The organism is Achromobacter sp. 01N37 (genome assembly GCF_056399725.1).
The window spans coordinates 231,533-248,698 of the sequence record NZ_JBFTRX010000004.1; the positions used below are offsets into that span (position 1 = coordinate 231,533).

13 protein-coding genes are annotated in these 17,166 nt (G+C 64.8%); 7 read left to right on the forward strand and 6 right to left on the reverse strand.

What is annotated here, in order from left to right; genetic code table 11:
- The first annotated feature begins 36 nt into the window (after positions 1-36).
- Both AC1DSJ_RS10025 and AC1DSJ_RS10030 read left to right on the forward strand, forming a co-directional pair.
- Positions 37-1,491, forward strand: a complete 1,455-nt coding sequence (locus AC1DSJ_RS10025) for an amidohydrolase family protein (RefSeq protein ID WP_054421122.1) — start codon at positions 37-39, stop codon at positions 1,489-1,491.
- Positions 1,488-3,266: an ABC transporter ATP-binding protein gene (locus AC1DSJ_RS10030; RefSeq protein WP_054421123.1), complete on the forward strand. Its 1,779-nt coding sequence runs from the start codon at positions 1,488-1,490 to the stop codon at positions 3,264-3,266. Before AC1DSJ_RS10025 ends, AC1DSJ_RS10030 begins: the two co-directional genes overlap by 4 nt.
- A 36-nt stretch (positions 3,267-3,302) precedes the next feature.
- Here the strand turns inward: AC1DSJ_RS10030 and AC1DSJ_RS10035 are convergent, their stop codons facing one another.
- Positions 3,303-3,959, reverse strand: coding sequence for an aspartate/glutamate racemase family protein (locus tag AC1DSJ_RS10035; protein ID WP_441371365.1), 657 nt, complete (start codon positions 3,957-3,959; stop codon positions 3,303-3,305).
- 91 nt (positions 3,960-4,050) lie between these two features.
- Between AC1DSJ_RS10035 and AC1DSJ_RS10040 the strand changes: the two genes are divergently transcribed.
- Positions 4,051-5,007 carry a LysR family transcriptional regulator gene (locus AC1DSJ_RS10040; RefSeq protein ID WP_441371366.1) on the forward strand — a complete coding sequence of 319 codons (957 nt, stop codon included), beginning with the start codon at positions 4,051-4,053 and terminating at the stop codon, positions 5,005-5,007.
- Here the strand turns inward: AC1DSJ_RS10040 and AC1DSJ_RS10045 are convergent.
- The 3 genes from AC1DSJ_RS10045 to AC1DSJ_RS10055 all read right to left on the reverse strand — a co-directional run bounded on the left by AC1DSJ_RS10045 (position 5,004) and on the right by AC1DSJ_RS10055 (position 8,204).
- A complete protein-coding gene (locus AC1DSJ_RS10045) occupies positions 5,004-5,936 on the reverse strand; it encodes an N-carbamoyl-D-amino-acid hydrolase (protein WP_175170696.1) in 933 nt (310 codons plus the stop codon). The genes AC1DSJ_RS10040 and AC1DSJ_RS10045 overlap by 4 nt on opposite strands.
- An 84-nt stretch (positions 5,937-6,020) precedes the next feature.
- Positions 6,021-7,490 carry a dihydropyrimidinase gene (gene hydA, locus AC1DSJ_RS10050; RefSeq protein WP_175170695.1) on the reverse strand — a complete coding sequence of 490 codons (1,470 nt, stop codon included), beginning with the start codon at positions 7,488-7,490 and terminating at the stop codon, positions 6,021-6,023.
- Positions 7,491-7,778: 288 nt separating this feature from the next.
- A complete protein-coding gene (locus tag AC1DSJ_RS10055; protein WP_054421128.1) occupies positions 7,779-8,204 on the reverse strand; it encodes an Lrp/AsnC family transcriptional regulator in 426 nt (141 codons plus the stop codon).
- Positions 8,205-8,328: 124 nt separating this feature from the next.
- Here AC1DSJ_RS10055 and AC1DSJ_RS10060 point away from each other — a divergent pair, with 124 nt between their 5' ends.
- From AC1DSJ_RS10060 to AC1DSJ_RS10075, 4 genes are all read left to right on the forward strand, one after another.
- Entirely contained in the window at positions 8,329-9,381 is a 1,053-nt protein-coding gene (locus AC1DSJ_RS10060; protein WP_441371367.1) for an ornithine cyclodeaminase, read from the forward strand.
- A 184-nt stretch (positions 9,382-9,565) separates the two neighbouring features.
- Positions 9,566-11,053, forward strand: coding sequence for an EAL domain-containing protein (locus AC1DSJ_RS10065; RefSeq protein ID WP_441371368.1), 1,488 nt, complete (start codon positions 9,566-9,568; stop codon positions 11,051-11,053).
- Between the two features lie 90 nt (positions 11,054-11,143).
- Positions 11,144-12,694 (forward strand): hypothetical protein, encoded by a 1,551-nt coding sequence (locus AC1DSJ_RS10070; RefSeq protein WP_441371369.1) that lies wholly within the window; start codon positions 11,144-11,146, stop codon positions 12,692-12,694.
- Positions 12,695-12,704: 10 nt separating this feature from the next.
- Positions 12,705-14,594, forward strand: coding sequence for a hypothetical protein (locus tag AC1DSJ_RS10075; protein WP_441371370.1), 1,890 nt, complete (start codon positions 12,705-12,707; stop codon positions 14,592-14,594).
- 9 nt (positions 14,595-14,603) lie between these two features.
- Here the strand turns inward: AC1DSJ_RS10075 and AC1DSJ_RS10080 are convergent, their stop codons facing one another.
- Both AC1DSJ_RS10080 and AC1DSJ_RS10085 read right to left on the reverse strand, forming a co-directional pair.
- On the reverse strand, positions 14,604-14,816 hold the full coding sequence (locus tag AC1DSJ_RS10080) for a DUF1059 domain-containing protein (RefSeq protein ID WP_054421132.1): 213 nt from the start codon (positions 14,814-14,816) through the stop codon (positions 14,604-14,606).
- A gap of 203 nt (positions 14,817-15,019) precedes the next feature.
- On the reverse strand, positions 15,020-17,152 hold the full coding sequence (locus AC1DSJ_RS10085; protein WP_441371371.1) for a putative bifunctional diguanylate cyclase/phosphodiesterase: 2,133 nt from the start codon (positions 17,150-17,152) through the stop codon (positions 15,020-15,022).
- Positions 17,153-17,166: the final 14 nt, after the last annotated feature.

Here is a 17,166-nt window from a genome sequence, read left to right on the forward strand (position 1 = left end):
TCGTTCCCCATCTTCAAGCTGTACTGAGAGCCTGCCGTGAGCGACACCAATCAAGCCCGCATTACCCACTTCAAGAACCTGTCCACGCTCGTCGCGTGGGATGCCGAACTGGGTTCGCACGTCTACATCGAAAACGCCGATCTGGTGATGCGCGGCAACACCGTCATCCACGCGGGCACCGGGTACGCCGGGCCGGCGGATAACGTCGTCGCGGGCCATGGCCTGATGGCCATGCCGGGTCTGGTCAACGTGCATACGCATCCGTCGTCGGAACCCGGCAACCGCGGCCTGCTCGAAGAGTTGGGCAGCGACAAGCTGGGCCAAAGCTCGTTGTACGAGTACATGCCCGTCTTCCGCATGGGCATCGAGACCGCGCAATATTCCAACCAGGTCGCCATATCGGAAATGCTGCTGTCGGGCGTGACCACGTTCGTGGACATGTCGCTGCCGCGCCCAGGTTGGGCCGACGTCGTGGCCGGCACCGGCATCCGTGGCGTGCTGGGTCCGATGTTCCGTTCCGCCGCATGGCGCACCACCGACGGCCACTCGGTGGAATACACCTGGGACGAGGCCAGCGCCGTTAAATCTTTCGAAGCTGCGCTGGACGTAGTGAATAGCGCCATCGATCATCCAAGCGGCCGTCTGAGCGCCATGCTGTGCCCCTCGCAGGTGGACACATGTACGCCCGAACTGCTGAAGGAAGCGCAGGCCGCCGCGCGCAGCCTGGGCATCCCCATGCAGATTCACGCCGCGCAAAGCGTGGTGGAATTTTCCGAGATGACGCGCCGCCATGGCCGCACGCCCATCGAATGGCTGGACGACCAGGGCTTGCTGGACCCCGACCTGATCATCGGCCACGGCATCTTCCTGAACGATCACCGCACGCTGTACTGGCCGCATGCCGACGACTTCGGCCTGCTGCAACGCTCTGGCGCGCACGTGGCGCACTGTCCCACGGTGTTCGTGCGCCGCGGTATTGCGATGAGCTTCCTGGGCCGCTACCTGCGCGCCGGTATCAACGTGGGCATTGGCACCGACACCTTCCCGCACAACATGCTCGATGAGATGCGCCTGGCCTGCTATGTGGCCCGTTTGCAGGCCGGCCATTTCCGCGCCGCATCCACCGAAGAAGTGTTCAATGCCGCAACGGTGAACGGCGCCAAGATGCTGGGCCGCGACGACATCGGCCGCATCAAGGTGGGCGGCAAGGCCGACTTTTCGCTGGTCGACTTGTCACACCCCTACATGCGCCCCGGCCGCGAGCCGTTGCGCAGCCTGATCTATTCGGCTGGCGACCGCGCCATCCGCGACGTGTATGTGGACGGTGAACAGGTCGTGAAGAACGGCGAACTGCTGACCATCGACATCGAGCGCTGCATGCAGGAAGTGGAACGCGCGCAGGCGCAGACGATCGCGACGGTGTCGCAGCGCGACTACGCGGGACGCAGCATCGACGCCATGTCGCCGCGCGTGTTCCCCAGCCGCGCATGACGGAGAGCGCCTTGAACAACGAGACACTACTGGCGGTGGAAGGCCTGAGCGTGGCGTTTGGCGCCCGCGCCAACCCGTACCGCGCTGTGAAGTCGCTGGACTTCACCATCGGGCGTGGTGAAACGGTGGCGCTGGTGGGCGAGTCGGGGTCGGGCAAGTCGGTGACGGCGCTGTCCATCTTGCGCCTGATCGAACGCGCGGGCGGCCGCATCGCCACGGGCGCGGCGCGCTTTGTGCCGCGCGACGGCCAGGAAGTGGACCTGTTCAAGCTGCCGGAGTCCAAGCTGCGCCGCATCCGCGGCAACGAGATCTCGATGATCTTCCAGGAACCCATGACATCGCTGAACCCGGTGATGACGGTGGGCGACCAGTTGGCCGAGGTCTATCTGCTGCATCAGGACATCTCGCGCGAGGAAGCCTGGAAGAAGGCCGAAGCCATGCTGGTGGCGGTGAAGATGTCGGAACCGCAGCGTCGCATGACGCAGTATCCCGGTGACTTGTCCGGCGGCATGCGCCAACGCGTGATGATCGCGATGGCCTTGGCCTGCCGTCCGCAGCTGCTGATCGCCGACGAGCCGACCACCGCGCTGGACGTCACGGTGCAGGCCGAAATCATCGACTTGATCCGCGACCTGCAACGCGAAGTCGGCATGGCGGTGCTGTTCATCACGCACGATATGGGCGTGGTGGCTGAAATTGCAGACCGCGTGGTCGTGATGCGCCATGGCGACAAGGTCGAGGAAAACGCCACCGTGGCGCTGTTCGACGCGCCGCAACAGCCGTACACGCGTGACCTGCTGGCCGCCGTGCCCAAGCTGGGCGATGGGTCGCCTGACGAAGCCGTGGTGCACGACCGCCCCGCCGTGCTGGAAGTGGCGGGCCTGGCCAAGCGCTTTCCCGTGAAGGCGGGCGCGTTCGGCAAGGTGGTGGCCAACGTGCATGCGGTGGAAGGCGTGTCGTTCACGCTGCGCGCGGGCGAGACGCTGGCGCTGGTGGGTGAGTCCGGGTCGGGCAAGTCGACCACCGGACGCTTGCTGATGAAGCTGGTGCAGCCGACCGAAGGCGTGATCCGCCTGGCGGGCCAGGACGTCACGCATATGTCGCCCGACAAGATGCGTGACATGCGGCGGCATATTCAGATGATTTTCCAAGACCCCTACGCGTCCTTGAACCCGCGCCTGCATGCGTGGGACTTGGTCAGCGAGCCGTTGAAAGTACACGGCGGCTACACGCGCGAACAGCGCCGTGAACGCGCCGCGCAGCTGCTTGAACGCGTCAACCTGCCGCGTGAATTCCTGGACCGTTATGCGCACCAGTTTTCAGGCGGACAACGCCAGCGCCTGTGCATTGCACGCGCGCTATCGGTGAACCCGAAGATCATCGTGGCGGATGAACCGGTGTCGGCGCTGGACGTTTCCGTGCAGGCCCGCGTGATTGAACTGATGAAGGAATTGCAGGCCGAGATGGGCTTGTCGTACCTGTTCATTTCGCACGATATGGCCGTGGTGGAGAAGGTCAGCCACCGGGTTGCGGTCATGTATATGGGCCAGATCGTTGAGATCGGACCCACGCAGGAAGTGCTGCATCGGCCGCGTCATCCCTACACGCAGCGGCTGCTGTCGGCGGTGCCGATTCCCGATCCGGCGCGCCGCCATCAACGCACGGTGCGCGCGGCGCGGGATATCCCCAGCCCGATCCGCAAGGTGGGCGACAACCCGCACGTGGCAGAACTGGTGCAGGTCGCCGCAGGGCATTTTGTGCAGCAGGCGGCGTGATGAATGGCGCGCGATGGCGCGCCATCCATACTCTTCCTATCGGCTGAACACCCTTCCCGCCGCCATCGCCACCGCCGCCTGCGTGGGCTCCACTACCGGCAGGCCGCATGCGTCTTCCAGCCGGCCACGCAGGTCGGCCATGCCGGCGCAGCCCATGATCAGCACCTCGGCGCCATGCGCATCGCGCAGCGTCTTGCCCACCGTCGCCATGCGCGCGAACGCCAGCTCGGCGTCGGCCAGCTCGCTGACTTTCATATCCAGCGACAACTCCGCGCAGATACGATCGGCCACACCCATCGCGCGGAAATTGCGCAGGTGGCGTGGCACGGACGCGGCGGCGATGGCGATGACGCCGATGCGCGTCGCCATGCTCATGGCCGTCAACACCGAACTTTCACCGATGCCCAGCACCGGCGCGGACACCAGGTCGCGCAGCCCATGCAGGCCGGGGTCGCTGAAGCAGGCGACGATGAACGCATCCGTCGTGTCTGCTTCTTGTAGAAACAACTGCGCCATCGGCGCGATGCTGGCGTCGGCTTCTGCCTGGGTCTGAATGCCGGCGGGCCCGCCTGTCGACGTCAGGCAGCGGAACTCCAGCGGCAGGCGCTGGAACGGCACCACCGCCCGGGCGATGGCGTCGGTGACCTTGGTCAGCGAATTCGGGTTGACGAGCGTGATGCGAGCGGTGGACATGATTGAGTAGAATCCCTGCAAAAGAAGCGGAAAAAATTCGGCGCAAACGCGCGCTGACCCTACCGCTCAGGTCAAGAGGAAAGAAAGCAGCATGTCTGAATTACCCGGGAAGGTCCGGTCTGGCCCGCTGAACCTGCGGCAGATCGAGGTGTTTCACGCCATCATGATCACGGGCTCGCTTAGCGCCGCCGGGCGGCTGCTGCATGTGACGCAGCCCGCCATCAGCCGCGTCTTGGCGTCGATAGAACTGCGCTTGGGCTACGCGCTGTTTGAACGGTTCAAAGGCCGCCTGCATCCCACCAAGGAAGCGCGCAAACTTTTCCAGGAAGTGGAATCCATTCAGGCGGGCGTCAACCGGCTGAACGACATGGCTGCTGGCATGGCGGGCCATGGCGGCGGGCTGGTCAGCGTGGTGTCCAGCCCCAGCTTCGGCGAATGGCTGATCCCGGCGGCGACGGCGAAGTTCTGCGCGCGCAACCCGGGCGTGCGCATCCGCTATCGCCCATTGGGCATGGATGCGCTGCTGCCCCAGCTGCTGCTGGGGCATGCGGACATCGCTATCTCTACCTTCAAGCCCGAGCATCCCAACCTGATCACCAGCGAGCTCGCGCAGGGCGAGATCGTCTGCGTGCTGCCCGCGGGCCATCGGCTCGCGCGCGAAAGCGTCATCCATCCGGCGATGCTGGCTGGCGAGATGCTGGTGGGCTACGGCCGTGATACGCCGCTGGGCGAAACCTTGTTCAACTACCTGGAGCCCTTGGGCCAGGCGGTCGCGCCAGCCATCGAGGTGCGTTCGTCCCAGACGGCGTGTTCGTTCGTGCGCCAGGGCGTCGGTGTGGCCCTGGTGGATTCGTACGGCCTCACGGATACGTTGATGCACGGCATCGTGGTGCGTCGTATCGAGCCAGCGATTTCGTTGTCCGTGCACGTGTCCCATTCCCGGATCGAACCTCCGCCATCCATCGCGAAGGCGTTTCTGACGCAGTTTTCCCAGATCGTCAAAAAAGAATTGCCTGCAATGACGCAGGCAATCATCAACCGGGCTTAGACCACTTCTGGCACGGGCAGCGGCTCGCCCGCGCCGGTGCGCTCGGTGATCAGCTTGTAGTGGTGCGGGCTGCGGTGCTTGGCGAAGTTGAACACGTGGTCGCGGAAGGTCTGGCCCATGCCCAGGTCGATCTTCGCGGTGATGACTTCGTCTTCCTCGCCGCTGGAACGCGCCACGATTTCGCCCGACGGCGCCACGATCATCGAGCTGCCGATCATGTGGTGGCCGTCTTCATGGCCGCACTTGGCGGCGGCGCCGACCCACACCGCGTTCTGATACGCGCTGGCTTGCAGCACGATTTCGTGCGTGGTGGTGCGCCAGTGCGCGGGCTCGTCCCAGTGGATGTTCAACGACGGCGTGTTGTAGCCCAGCACGATCAGCTCGGCACTTTGCAGCGACATCACGCGATACGTCTCGGGCCAGCGGCGGTCATTGCACAGGCACATGCCGATCTTGACGTCGTTGGTCTCCCACACGCCAAAGCCCAGGTCGCCCACTTCAAAGAACTTCTTCTCCAGATGCTGGAAAGGCGCGTCGACCTTGTGGTCCGAGTGGCCGGGCAAGTGAATCTTGCGGTACTTGCCGATGATCTTTGCGCTGCGATCCACCAGGATGGCGGTGTTGAACTGGCGGCCTTCCGGCGTCAGCTCGGCATAGCCCAGATAAAAGCCGATGCCCAGCTCGCGCGCCGTGTCGAACAGCGGCTGCACATCGGCGTTGGGCATGGTTTTTTCGAAGTAGCGGTCGACAGCTTCGGCGTCTTCCATCCAGTAGCGCGGGAAGAACGTCGTCAGCGCCAGTTCCGGGAACACGACGAATTCGGCTTTGCGGGCGGCGGCCTCGCGCATCATGTCGACCAGGCGGCGCACGACCACCGCGCGGGTGTCGGCCAGGTTCACGGCGCCCATCTGGGCGACCGCCAGGCCCATTTTGCGGGAGGGGGTTGCGTTGCTCACGATATCAATCTCCAGGGTGTTCTTATCGAATGGGGTTCAGGTGATGGGCGTGGTGCATCACGGCTCAATCACGGTCGGGAAAATCTTGCGCAGCAAAGCAGCGCGCGGCGAGATTTCGCGCGTCTTCTGCAACGGGGCGGGCAGACCTCGCGCGATGAACTGGCCGCGGCCGCGTTCGGCATGCAGGGCGCCGTCATCCACGATGACGTCGCCGCGGCTGATCACGGTGGTGGGCCAGCCCGTAACCTGGCGGCCTTCATACGGCGTGTAGCCAACGTTGTCGTGCAGGCCATTGGCGGACAAGGTCACGACGCGTTCGGGGTCCCAGATGGCGATGTCGGCGTCAGCCCCAACGGAGATCGTGCCCTTCTTCGGATACAGGCCGTACATGCGGGCGTGGTTGGTGGACGTCAGCGCCACGAACTGCTGCAAGCTCAGGCGGCCGCTGCGCACGCCTTCGGAGAACAGCAGCGGCATGCGCACTTCCAGGCCGGGCAGGCCGTTGGCGATTTGCTTGAACGTGGTGGCGTCGCCTGCGGGCAACTTGCCGGATTCGTCGTAGCGGTACGGCGCATGGTCGGACGACAGCAGCGCCAGCGTGCCGCTATCCAGGCTTTGCCACAGCGCCTGTTGCGACACGGGGTCGCGCGGCGGCGGGCTGCAGCAGAACTTGGCGCCTTCCACACCGGGGATGTCGATGTCTTCGGCGGTCAGCAGCAAATAATGCGGGCAGGTTTCGCCGTAGACGGGTGCGCCCAGCGTCTGCGCGGCGTGAATCGCCTGCGCGCCGCCTTGCGTCGACACGTGCACGATCAGCACCGGCACTTCCAGCACAGAGGCCAGGCTGATGGCGCGTTGCGTGGCTTCGTTTTCGGCAATGGGGTCGTGGCTGACCGCGTGGTACTTCGGCGCGGTGTGTCCGGCCGCCAGCAGATGGCGCGCAATCCAGCTGATCACATCGTTGTTCTCGGCGTGCACCATCGGCAACGCCCCTTCGCGCGCGGCAATGGCGAACACGTCCAGCAATTGCTTGTCGTCGAGCTTGAGCTTGTCGTAGGTCATGAAGACCTTGAACGATGTGATGCCGGCGCGGATCAGCTCGGGCAGGTCATGGTTCAGCGTCTGCGGCGTGGGGTCGGAAATGATCAGGTGGTAGCTGAAGTCGATGACTGACTTTGCCGCCGCCGATGCGGCGTACTCATCGGCCACCTGCCGCAGCGACTGGCCGCGATGCTGCGCCGCGAACGGCACGATGGTGGTGTTGCCGCCGTGCGCGGCCGAGACCGATGCGCTGTACCAGTCGTCGGCGCACAGCACGCCCATGCTCGACAGTTGTTCAACGTGGCAGTGGCTGTCGATGCCGCCGGGCATCACCAAGCGGCCCGCGGCGTCGATGGCGCGCTTGCCGGCAGGAAGCTTTGACGAGATCGCGGTGATGACGCCGTCAACGATGCCGATGTCGCCAATAAAATCGGCATCCGCGGTGACGATGCGGCCGTTGTGCAGAGTCAGGTCGAAGTCGGTCATGGAGTGTGGGGATGCAGGGTTGCCTGCCGCAAGGTGCCCGAAGCCGGGCGCGGCTGAAGATGCAAGCATGCATGCGTCCGCAGAAATTCGATACCGCGCGGCGGCGCCTCGTGCAAGGCGGTGGCGTGCGCGGGCGATTCTGCTAAGGCACTGATTGGATTGACGATTTAGCGGCGGCGGGCCAAGGCCAAGCACCCCACGCATAACGCTGGATCATGGACGCTATGCAAAGTTTTATATCGGGTTTCCCCGCGCTCTCGTGCGTGGATTGCCCGAGGGCGCGATGTCTTAGAACGCCTTGAACGTCTTCAGATGAATGCTGGTCTCGGTGGCCGAGATGCCCTTGAGCGTGCGCAGGCGGTCCAGCACTTCGGACAGCTGGTCGATGGTGGGCACGCGCAATTCCGCCAGCAAGTCCCAGCGGCCATTGGTGTCGTGCAGGCCCGCCACGCTGGGTTCGCCCATCAGCAGGTTCACGATCTTGCGGGTTTCATGGCCTTCGACGGCGATGCTCATCCAGGCCACGATGTCATCGGTTTCCGCTTCCGGGCGCAGCCGCACGGTATAGCCCACGATGATGCCGCGCTCTTCCAGTTTGCGGATGCGGTTGTCGATGGTGCCGCGCGAGACGTCCAGCTTCTTCGCCAGCGTCGCCACCGACAGGCGGGCATTGGCGCGCAACAGGCCCAGCAGGCTTTGATCCAGCGTATCCATTGTGAAAAGTGCTAATTGTGGCTGTCGAATTGCCAGAATCTTAGCGTTTCGTGTGGAATGTTGTCACTATGAATTGATTTGGCCGTCAGCCAGAATTTCTGTTCCATAACTTGGGGAGAAAAATATGACGACACTGCTGACGACTTCCGACGTTGCCAACATCGTGGCCTTGCAAGGCCCGCGCAAGGTCTTCACCGACCTGCTGGACTATGTGTTGGCCGACTTTCTGCGATGGCAGGAATTCGATAAATGCGCACGCGTAGCCAGCCATTCCGCCACCGGCGTCATCGAACTGATGCCCACTGCCGACAACGAGCTCTACAGCTTCAAGTTCGTGAACGGCCACCCCGACAACCCGCAAGCCGGCCTGTCCACCGTGATGGCCTTTGGCGCGCTGGCGCACGTCAGCACGGGTGAACCGCTGCTGATCAGCGAACTGACGTTGACCACCGCCTTGCGCACCGCCGTCACCTCGGCCCTGGCCGCGCGCGCGCTGGCCCGCCCCGATTCGCGTTCGATGGCCTTGATTGGCAACGGCGCCCAAGCCGAATTCCAGGCGCTGGCGTTCCACTATGTGCTGGGTATCGACACGCTGCATGTGTATGACGTGGACCCCGACGCCACCCGCAAGCTGGAAAGCAATCTGGCTACCGTTGCGCCGTCGTTGCGCATCCTGCGTTTCGACAGCACCGCCCAGGCCGTCAAGGGCGTGGACATCATTACTACCGTCACCGCCGACAAGGCCTACGCCACCATCCTGACCGCCGACATGGTCGAACCCGGCATGCACATCAATGCGCTGGGCGGCGACTGCCCGGGCAAGACGGAGCTGCACGCGGACGTGCTGCGCATGGGCCCGGTGTTCGTGGAATACGAACCGCAGACGCGCATCGAAGGCGACTTGCAACAGATGCCGGCCGATTTTGCCGTGACGGAATTGTGGCGGGTGCTGACCGGCCAGAATGGCGGCCGCCCAAGCGCGGATGCCGTGACCATTTTTGATTCCGTGGGCTTTGCGCTGGAAGACTTCTCGGCCCTGCGCTGGTTGCGCGATAGCGCCGCGCGGCATGGCATTGGCGCCCAAATTGAAGTGGCGCCGCAATTGCAAGACCCGAAGAACCTGTTCAACGTGGTGCGCACGGCCCGCAATGGCCAGTCCGCCCTGGTTCAGGGATAAGCGGACAGCAGGTTTTGCCAAAAAAAAAAGAACGCCCATTCACGAGATGGGCGTTTTTCTTTTTGGGGGACGGGACGCTTGCGGTTACATTGCCTTACGCGCAGGTGCTCCCGTTGAGAAGCGCCGCCAGTGTCCCTCCCTTACCCCGATGTCACGTATTCGAATTACGGCCGTAGTCCTGTTGATGTCGACGCTGGGTTTCCTGGCGGGCTTGTTGGGCGGACGGCTGATTGAACTGAATCAGGTCGACGACCGGCTGGCGGCCCATAATTCCCGCCTGCTGGCCCACGCCCTGCGCGTGGCGCAGGAAAGCCATCGCCTGATCGACGCCGCCACGCACACGACGGCGCTTTGCTCGGCGTCCGACATTGCGACGTTGCGCGTGCTGTTGTTCAACGCCACCTTTCTGCGCGACATCGGCCGCCTGCGTGACGGCATGCTGGTGTGTTCCGCTGCGTGGGGGCTGTTGGCGGAACCCCACGCGTTGCCGCCCGAAGCCTTCAAGACCCGTAACGGCGTCACGCTATGGGTGGGCGCCGCCAATATCATCGACCGCCGCATCATCGGCGACATGGCCGCGCGCAATAACGTGGTGGTGTTTACCGCGCCGGGCGCCTTTGACGGGTTTCCCGAACCGGGCTCCGGCATCGACGCCAAAGTCGAAACGCGCGATGGCGCCCATGTGTTCCGCCGCTTTGGCCGCACTGACGGGCTGGCATTCAACCAAGGCGACAACGCGTCGCAAACCCGTTGGCGGGCCGAACGCGTGATTGCGGAATGCGCGCCCGGCACGGTGGACATCTGCGCCGTGTCGCGCGCCCATGTGCAGTCGTGGTTCCCCTTGCCCGCCTTGATCCTGGCCTCTGCCGGCGCGCTCGTGGGCGGGCTGCTGGCGGGCTTGTGCGTGTTGTGGCGCCAACAATCCAAGAGCGATCGCGCCACCTTGCGCAAAGCCATCCGGCGCGGCGATGTGCAGGTCCGCTATCAGCCTCTGCGCGAACTGGCGACGCGCCGGCTCGTGGGCGTGGAGGCCTTGGCGCGTTGGCGCGCGCGCGACGGCTCGGCCGTGCCGCCCGCGCTGTTCGTGCCGCTGGCGGAAGAGATCGGCCTGGGGCGTGAGCTGTCGCGGCTGGTGACGGAGCGGGCGCTGCACGAGCTGGCCGGACGCCTGCGCACCGACCCGGCGTTCTACGTCAGCATCAATGTGTCGGCGGAAGATTTGCAGAACGACGCGTATCCCGACTTCTTGCTGCGCCGGGTGAACGAACAAGGCATCGCGCCGCAACGGGTGGCGCTGGAAATCACCGAAGGCACGCCGCTGGCGGACAGCCATGTGCTGGGTACGATTCGCACCTTGCGCCGTCAGGGGTTCCGGATACTGATCGACGATTTCGGCACCGGCAATTCCAACCTCAACTACCTGGCCGAGATCCAGGCCGACGCCATCAAGCTGGACCGCCGCTTCACGCAGGCGATTGGCGCGGAGCAGGCGGGCACGCTCATCATTGACCACGTCATTGATATCTCGCGCGAGCTGGGCCTGGGGCTGATCGTCGAAGGCATCGAAACCGAAGAGCAGGCGCAATACCTGTCGTCGCGCCAACCCGCAACCATCGGCCAGGGCTGGCTGCTGGGGCGGGCGGTGCGGGCGGAGGATATTCCGCGGGAGTAGCACGTGGGGTGGCAAGGGTGCCCCCCCACGGCCGTGACACCCTGCACCCGTATACTGGCCCCCTTTAAATCGCCAAAAGGACCCGCCACGATGACGCCTGCGCCCGGAGATATCTACGTCGTTCATAACAGCCGACTCGATGCCTATACGGCGGTGCAAGTGACCCATGTGGGGGGCGAAAATCGCGCGGGGCTACTGGCGGTGTTGACGCTGGACTGGCTGGGCAAGAGCCTGCCCGACGACGCGGCGCTGGACGCCATGCGGCCCGGCAGTTTCGACTTCATGTTCTGGAATGCGCACCGCCAGCACCTGTGGCTGCAAGGGCCTGTGCCGCAGCGCTTTCAGCATGTGGGCCGGCGCGAGCCGCTGGTCACGGCCGATACCCAGAGCTTTGGCGGTGGCTGGCCGGATGGCGATACGCATTTTCTGCAACGCCGCTGGGATGCCATCGATGCCGACGTGCGCGCGCGTTTCAAGACGGCGGCCCGGGAAGAACGCCACGACAAGACAGTGGTGCTGGAGGCGGGCGGCCTGGCATTGACGCGGTCCACGGGCCGCGTGAACGGCAAGGTGCTGAGCGCGCTGGCCTCGCTGGCGGACCTGGATGCCCTGCCCTTGCTGACCACGGTGGAAGCCGATGCGCCCGTGCCTGGGCTGCTGCCGTGGCTGCGCACACGGCCTACGATCAACGAACTGATTCTGTCGGGCCAGGACACGCCCGTCATCGATCTGCGCGGCACGAACCTGGGGCGTGTGGCCATCGACATGACGGGCGTGCGCGAAATCCATCTGAACGACGGCCTGGATACGTTGACGTTGAACGGCACGGCCAGCGCCGATCTGGTGGTGCATGGCGAAGACAACGGCCGTTGGCTCACGGTGAACCTTCAAGCCGTGGCGCCCGTGTGGTCGGGCTTGCCTGAGGTGTCGTCGCTGAACCTGCATGGCGTGAAGTCGTTGGACGCCAACGACATCGTGCAGGCGTTCCCGCGTTTGCAGGACCTGCGCATCTGGGGCGCACCGGGAATCTTGCAGGGCTTGGAACGCTTGGCGGCATTGAAGTCGCTGACTACGTTGATGCTTAACGACGTGTTCCCGCCTGCGGATGCCGCCCTGCCGGGGCCGTCGGCATGGCCAGCGCTGGCCATGCTGTGGCTGACCAGCGTGCCGGCTGATTTGGCGGCGGCCGCCAAGAAAGCCTACAAGGCCGAGACGGCGCGCGGCTTGAACCTGAGCGTGCGCCAGCCGCGCAAGCCCGAGTGGCTGGCCGCGAATCTGGACAACCCGTTTCGCGAATGGGATGGCAGCGAATTCGTGACGTCGGCGCAAGCCAAGAAGGCCGCCACGCTGTACCGCAAGGCACGCACCGATGCGCTGAAGCTGGCGGCTGACATGGCCACGCAAGCCGGTCCGCTGGCCGACGCCTTGCGGCCCGTTGTGCTGGCGTACACCGAAGGCTTCAACGCCATGGACCGCCGTTCCAGCTTCATTGAAACGGTGGAACGCGAGCAGATCTACATGGCGCTGATGGGCATCGTCGACGCGGTGGAGGCCAAGCGGCGCGAGGTGGCGGGCGACCGCATCGACGCACTGGACCGCGCGCGCGTGGAAGAGGCCATGGACGAAGTGCGGGAGTTTTAAGATGGCGCCCATGCTCACCCCTCTGACTCGCACGCTGCTTGCCGCCGCGCTCTTGTCCGCCAGCGCAACCCTCTGGCCCGCTGCGGCATGGGCGGAGAATCAGGACGCCGCCACAAGCGTTCCGGCATCCGCCGACGCCAGCCCGCCGCAGACTTCCCCCTTCGTGCAGCACATGCAGGAGGCCCATCGCCTGATCGCTGAAAAGGACTGGCCCGCCGCTACCGGCGCGGCCCGCAAGGCAGTCGAGGCGGCGCGCCAGGGCGAAAACCACTACGAAGAATACGATGCCGTCGCCACGCTCGTCCGCCTGCTGCACAAGCAACAGCGCTACAGCGACGCGCGCCGCGAGGCCGAAGCGCAAATCGTCATTTTCGACAAGCGCAACGCCAGCGAAGACGCCACGGAACAACTGCTGGTGATGGCCGTGCGCGAAGCCGCCGCCGCCAACGAAGCCGCCGATGTGGCGCGCTTGCAGGCGCGCATTTACGCGCAGGGCAACGCCTACCCCGGACTTTGGACGCGTGATGCTGCCGCTGGCCGCTTGAACTACACGCTGGCCGGCATGAGCCTGCCGCTTGCCACGGGCCGCTGGGCCTTGGTCAGCTTCAAGCCGGCCGACAGCCGCACGGAACGCGCGCAGCTGGATTACATGCAAACCCTGGACGACGGCAGTGCGCTGTCGGCCCGCATCTGGGTCTCGTATCGCGAAGACCTGCGCGCCAAAGACGCGCAAGCGCGGCGCCAGGCATTGGCCAGGCGGATGGGCGAACCCGAAGGCGACCAGACACCGGCGCCGGACACGGAAGCCGCGTTGCCGGGCTTGCCGTTCAAGGACGCCGTGGCCGCCAAGCGCGCGTTGCAGGCCGACTACCCCGGCGGCAAGGGCATTGAAGCGCAATGGATCGCGGCGCGCGGCGAGTGGTATGTCGAGGCGCGCGCCTCGTTCCCGCAAGGCAAGCAGGACGCGGCCATCGCCCAACTGCGTGAGCTGTTTGACGCCATGACGTGGACGGGGGATGTGCGCCTCTTCCGTGACAAGACCATGCAGGAGCAGGACCGCGAAATCGATTCGTATTGGTCGATGGCGCATGACTGGGACCAGGCGGCCGAGCTGTCTGAAGCCGCCCTGCCCGATGCGGTCTTTCCGCTGGAGATTGCGCGCTTGAATACCGTGATCGGCCGCGCCGCCTATGACCGCGACGATCTGCCCGAAGCCCGGCGCAGCCTGGAGCTGGCGCTGCCGGCCTGGGCGCATGCGAGCAAGGCGTATCACGACGAATCGCTCTATCAGACCGCGCTGGATATCGCCGCCGATGTGGCCTACCGCCAAGGCCGCACGCAGGAAGCAGTGGCGTTGAATCGTCAGTTCATCCAGTGGGTGGGCAGCTTGGGCGATGGATGGTCACTCGCTGAAAAAAGCCCGGTGGTGGTGTACGACGACACGGGCATGACGCTGCCGTTGCGCATCGGCGAATTCCGGCTGGAGCCCATCGACTCGAACCGCTTTTACTATCGCAATCTGAAGACAGGCGAACAGTTGGGCCTGGCGCTGAACCAGAACGCAGCGGTGCCAGACGACAAGCTGGAAGCGTCCATGCGGTCCTTCATTGAAGACAACCTGGGCCTGCGCATTCTGAACCTGAATACCGAGGCCTTCGCGCCGCACGCGCAGGAAGGCATGAAGGGTGCGGTACAAGGCCGTCAATATACGTTCCAGGTGGAAGCCAAGCCCGATGATGGCCGCACGATCAGCCTGAGCGGGCCGTTCGGTGCGCCGCCTGCGCAGATGGTGTTTTGGGTGGTGGACCGGGACAAGCGCCGCAGCATTCTAAGGGCGCCCCTGCCGGCGGAGGGTATCCAGACCGGCGTCGCGCAGTTTGTGCAGACGCTGGCCTGGTAAGCAGCGCGGTCAAACGCGCTGCGGTGAATCTGCGGGCGGCGTACCGTCGCGGAACATGCCTTTTAGTTGCGTGCGCAGTTCGGGCGAGTCGGTGTGTTTGTGTACGGTGGTGGCGTGCTGCACGGCGGTTTCCAACAGCTCGTCGTCGGAATCCGCGGCAAAGGCCACCGAGCAATTGATGTCGCTCGGAAATTCGCGGCAGTCGATGTATTTGCGAGTCATGGAATTCTCCTTGCGCAGCGCTCCGGGGGAGACCCCGCTGGGGCGGCTTGCGTGATGGCACTTCCGACGCGCGGCACGGCAGGCATCGGGCAGGATGGCGCGTCGCAGCGCACCCGATGATTTGAAAAGTATAGGTCTGGCCGGGCGCGCCAGGGGCCGCGAATTGCGGGGACGGCCCCTGATTCCGGGGCCGTCCGGCCGCGCTAGTCTGCGGCGCCGGGTGCGGCGGTGTGTGGGGCGTTGGGTGTGGCGTCGGCGGTGGCTTCGGCTGTGGCGTCGTGCGACACCGGCCGGCCCAGCAGATAGCCCTGGAAATGCGAGCAGCCTTCCTGCGTCAGCCGGTCCAGCTGTTCGGCGGTTTCCACGCCTTCCGCCGTGGTGGGAATGTCCAGGCTGCGCCCGATGCCGTTGATGGCGCGGATGATGGCCAGCGCCTCTTTGCTGGATTCCACGTCTTGCGTGAACGACTTGTCGATCTTGATCTTGTCGAACTCGAACGAACGCAGATAGCCCAGCGACGAATAGCCCGTGCCGAAGTCGTCCAGCGCTACCTTCACGCCCAGCTCCTTCAGGCGATTCAGTGTGTTCAGGTTGGCGGCGGAATTGGCCAGCAGCACGGATTCGGTAATTTCCAGCTCCAGCCGGCGCGCCGGCAGCCCGGACTTCGACAGCGCCGACTCCACCAGCGACACCAGCGCGCTATTGGTGAACTGGCTGGCCGACAGGTTCACGGCCACGGTTTCATGGTCGTCCCAGCGCATCGCTTCGGCGCAGGCCTCGTGCAAGGTGAAGGCGCCCAGCTCGTGGATCAGCCCGGTTTCTTCGGCGATGGGGATGAAGTCACTGGGCATGATCAGGCCCTTCACCGGATGCTGCCAGCGCATCAGCGCCTCGCGGCCCACGATGCGCACATGGCTCACGTCCATGATGGGCTGGTAATGCAGTTGCAGCTGCTGCCACATGATGGCCTGGCGCAAATCCATTTCGACTTCATGCCGCTTGAGCGCCGCCGTCTCCATCTCGGGCTTGAAGAAGGCCAGGCAATTGCGGCCATTGCGCTTGGCTTCGTACAGCGCCATGTCGGCGTAGCGCAGCAGATGGTCGGCGGTGCAGTCGGCCGTTTCGGCCAGCGCGATGCCGATGCTGACGCTGATGGGCACGGTGTGGCCGTCCACTTCAAACGGCTGGCGCACCACGTCGATGAGCCGTTCCGCCATCTTGCGCACGTCGTCTTTTTCGCCGATGTTGGGCAGCACCACGGCGAACTCGTCGCCACCCAGGCGGGCCAGCGTGTCGTGCTCGCGCAAACTCTTGGGCAGGCGCTTGGCCAGCAGCCGCAAGAGTTCGTCGCCGCAAGGGTGGCCCAGCGTGTCGTTCACGCTCTTGAAGTTGTCCAGGTCCAGGCACAGCACCGCCGTGCTGCGCCCGCCCGTCCGGCTGCTCAATGCCTTGAGTAATTGTTCGCGGAACAGGCGCCGGTTCGGCATGCCGGTCAGCGTGTCGTGGTGGGCCATGTAGCGCACTTGCGCATGCGCCGCGTTTTCGTCGGTGACGTCGTCCGTAATCAGCAGCACGTAGCGCGAGCGCGGGTCGTTGCTGTGGAAAACCAGTGTCTTCGTGCGCAAGGTGCGCGGGCCGCGCGCGGTGATCAGTTCTTCTTCGGCTTCGCGCAAGCCGCCATCCGAGCGCAGCGCTTCATTGGTCAGCCGGTCGAACAGCGCGCAGACAGGCGGGGGCAGGCTGCGCTGCGCAGGCTTACCCATCATGTCGCTGCGCGACGCGCCGAAGGTGGTCTCCGCCTGGCGGTTGGCCAGCAGGATGTTGCGCGACACCGCGTCCAGCACCAGCACGCAGGACGGAATGTGCGACACCACGGCTTCCAGGAAGCTCGACAGCGACGTCAGTTCGCTATTGAAGTGTTCGGCCAGTTCCTTGGCCTTCAAGAGCTGTTGCTCGCGTTCGCGCCGTTCGGTGACGTCGCGCGTGATCTTCGCAAAGCCCAGCAGCGCACCCTGCTCGTCGTAGATCGCGTCGATGACGACGTTGGCCCAGAACAGCGTGCCGTCCTTGCGCACCCGCCATCCCTCGGCCTCGAAGCGTCCTTGTTCGCGCGCGGTCGCCAGGCCGAATTGCGGCAGTCCGGCCGCCTGGTCGTCTTCGCTGTAGAAGCAGGCGAAATTTTTGCCGACGATTTCTTCTTGGGTGTAGCCCTTGGCGCGCTGGGCGCCGGCATTCCAGTTGGCGACGGTGCCGTCCGGATGGAGCATGTAAATGGCGTAGTCGACGACGCCCTGCACAAGGTGCCGGTACATGACGTCGGAGTTGTCGATGATCATTGGATGGGGGGCGG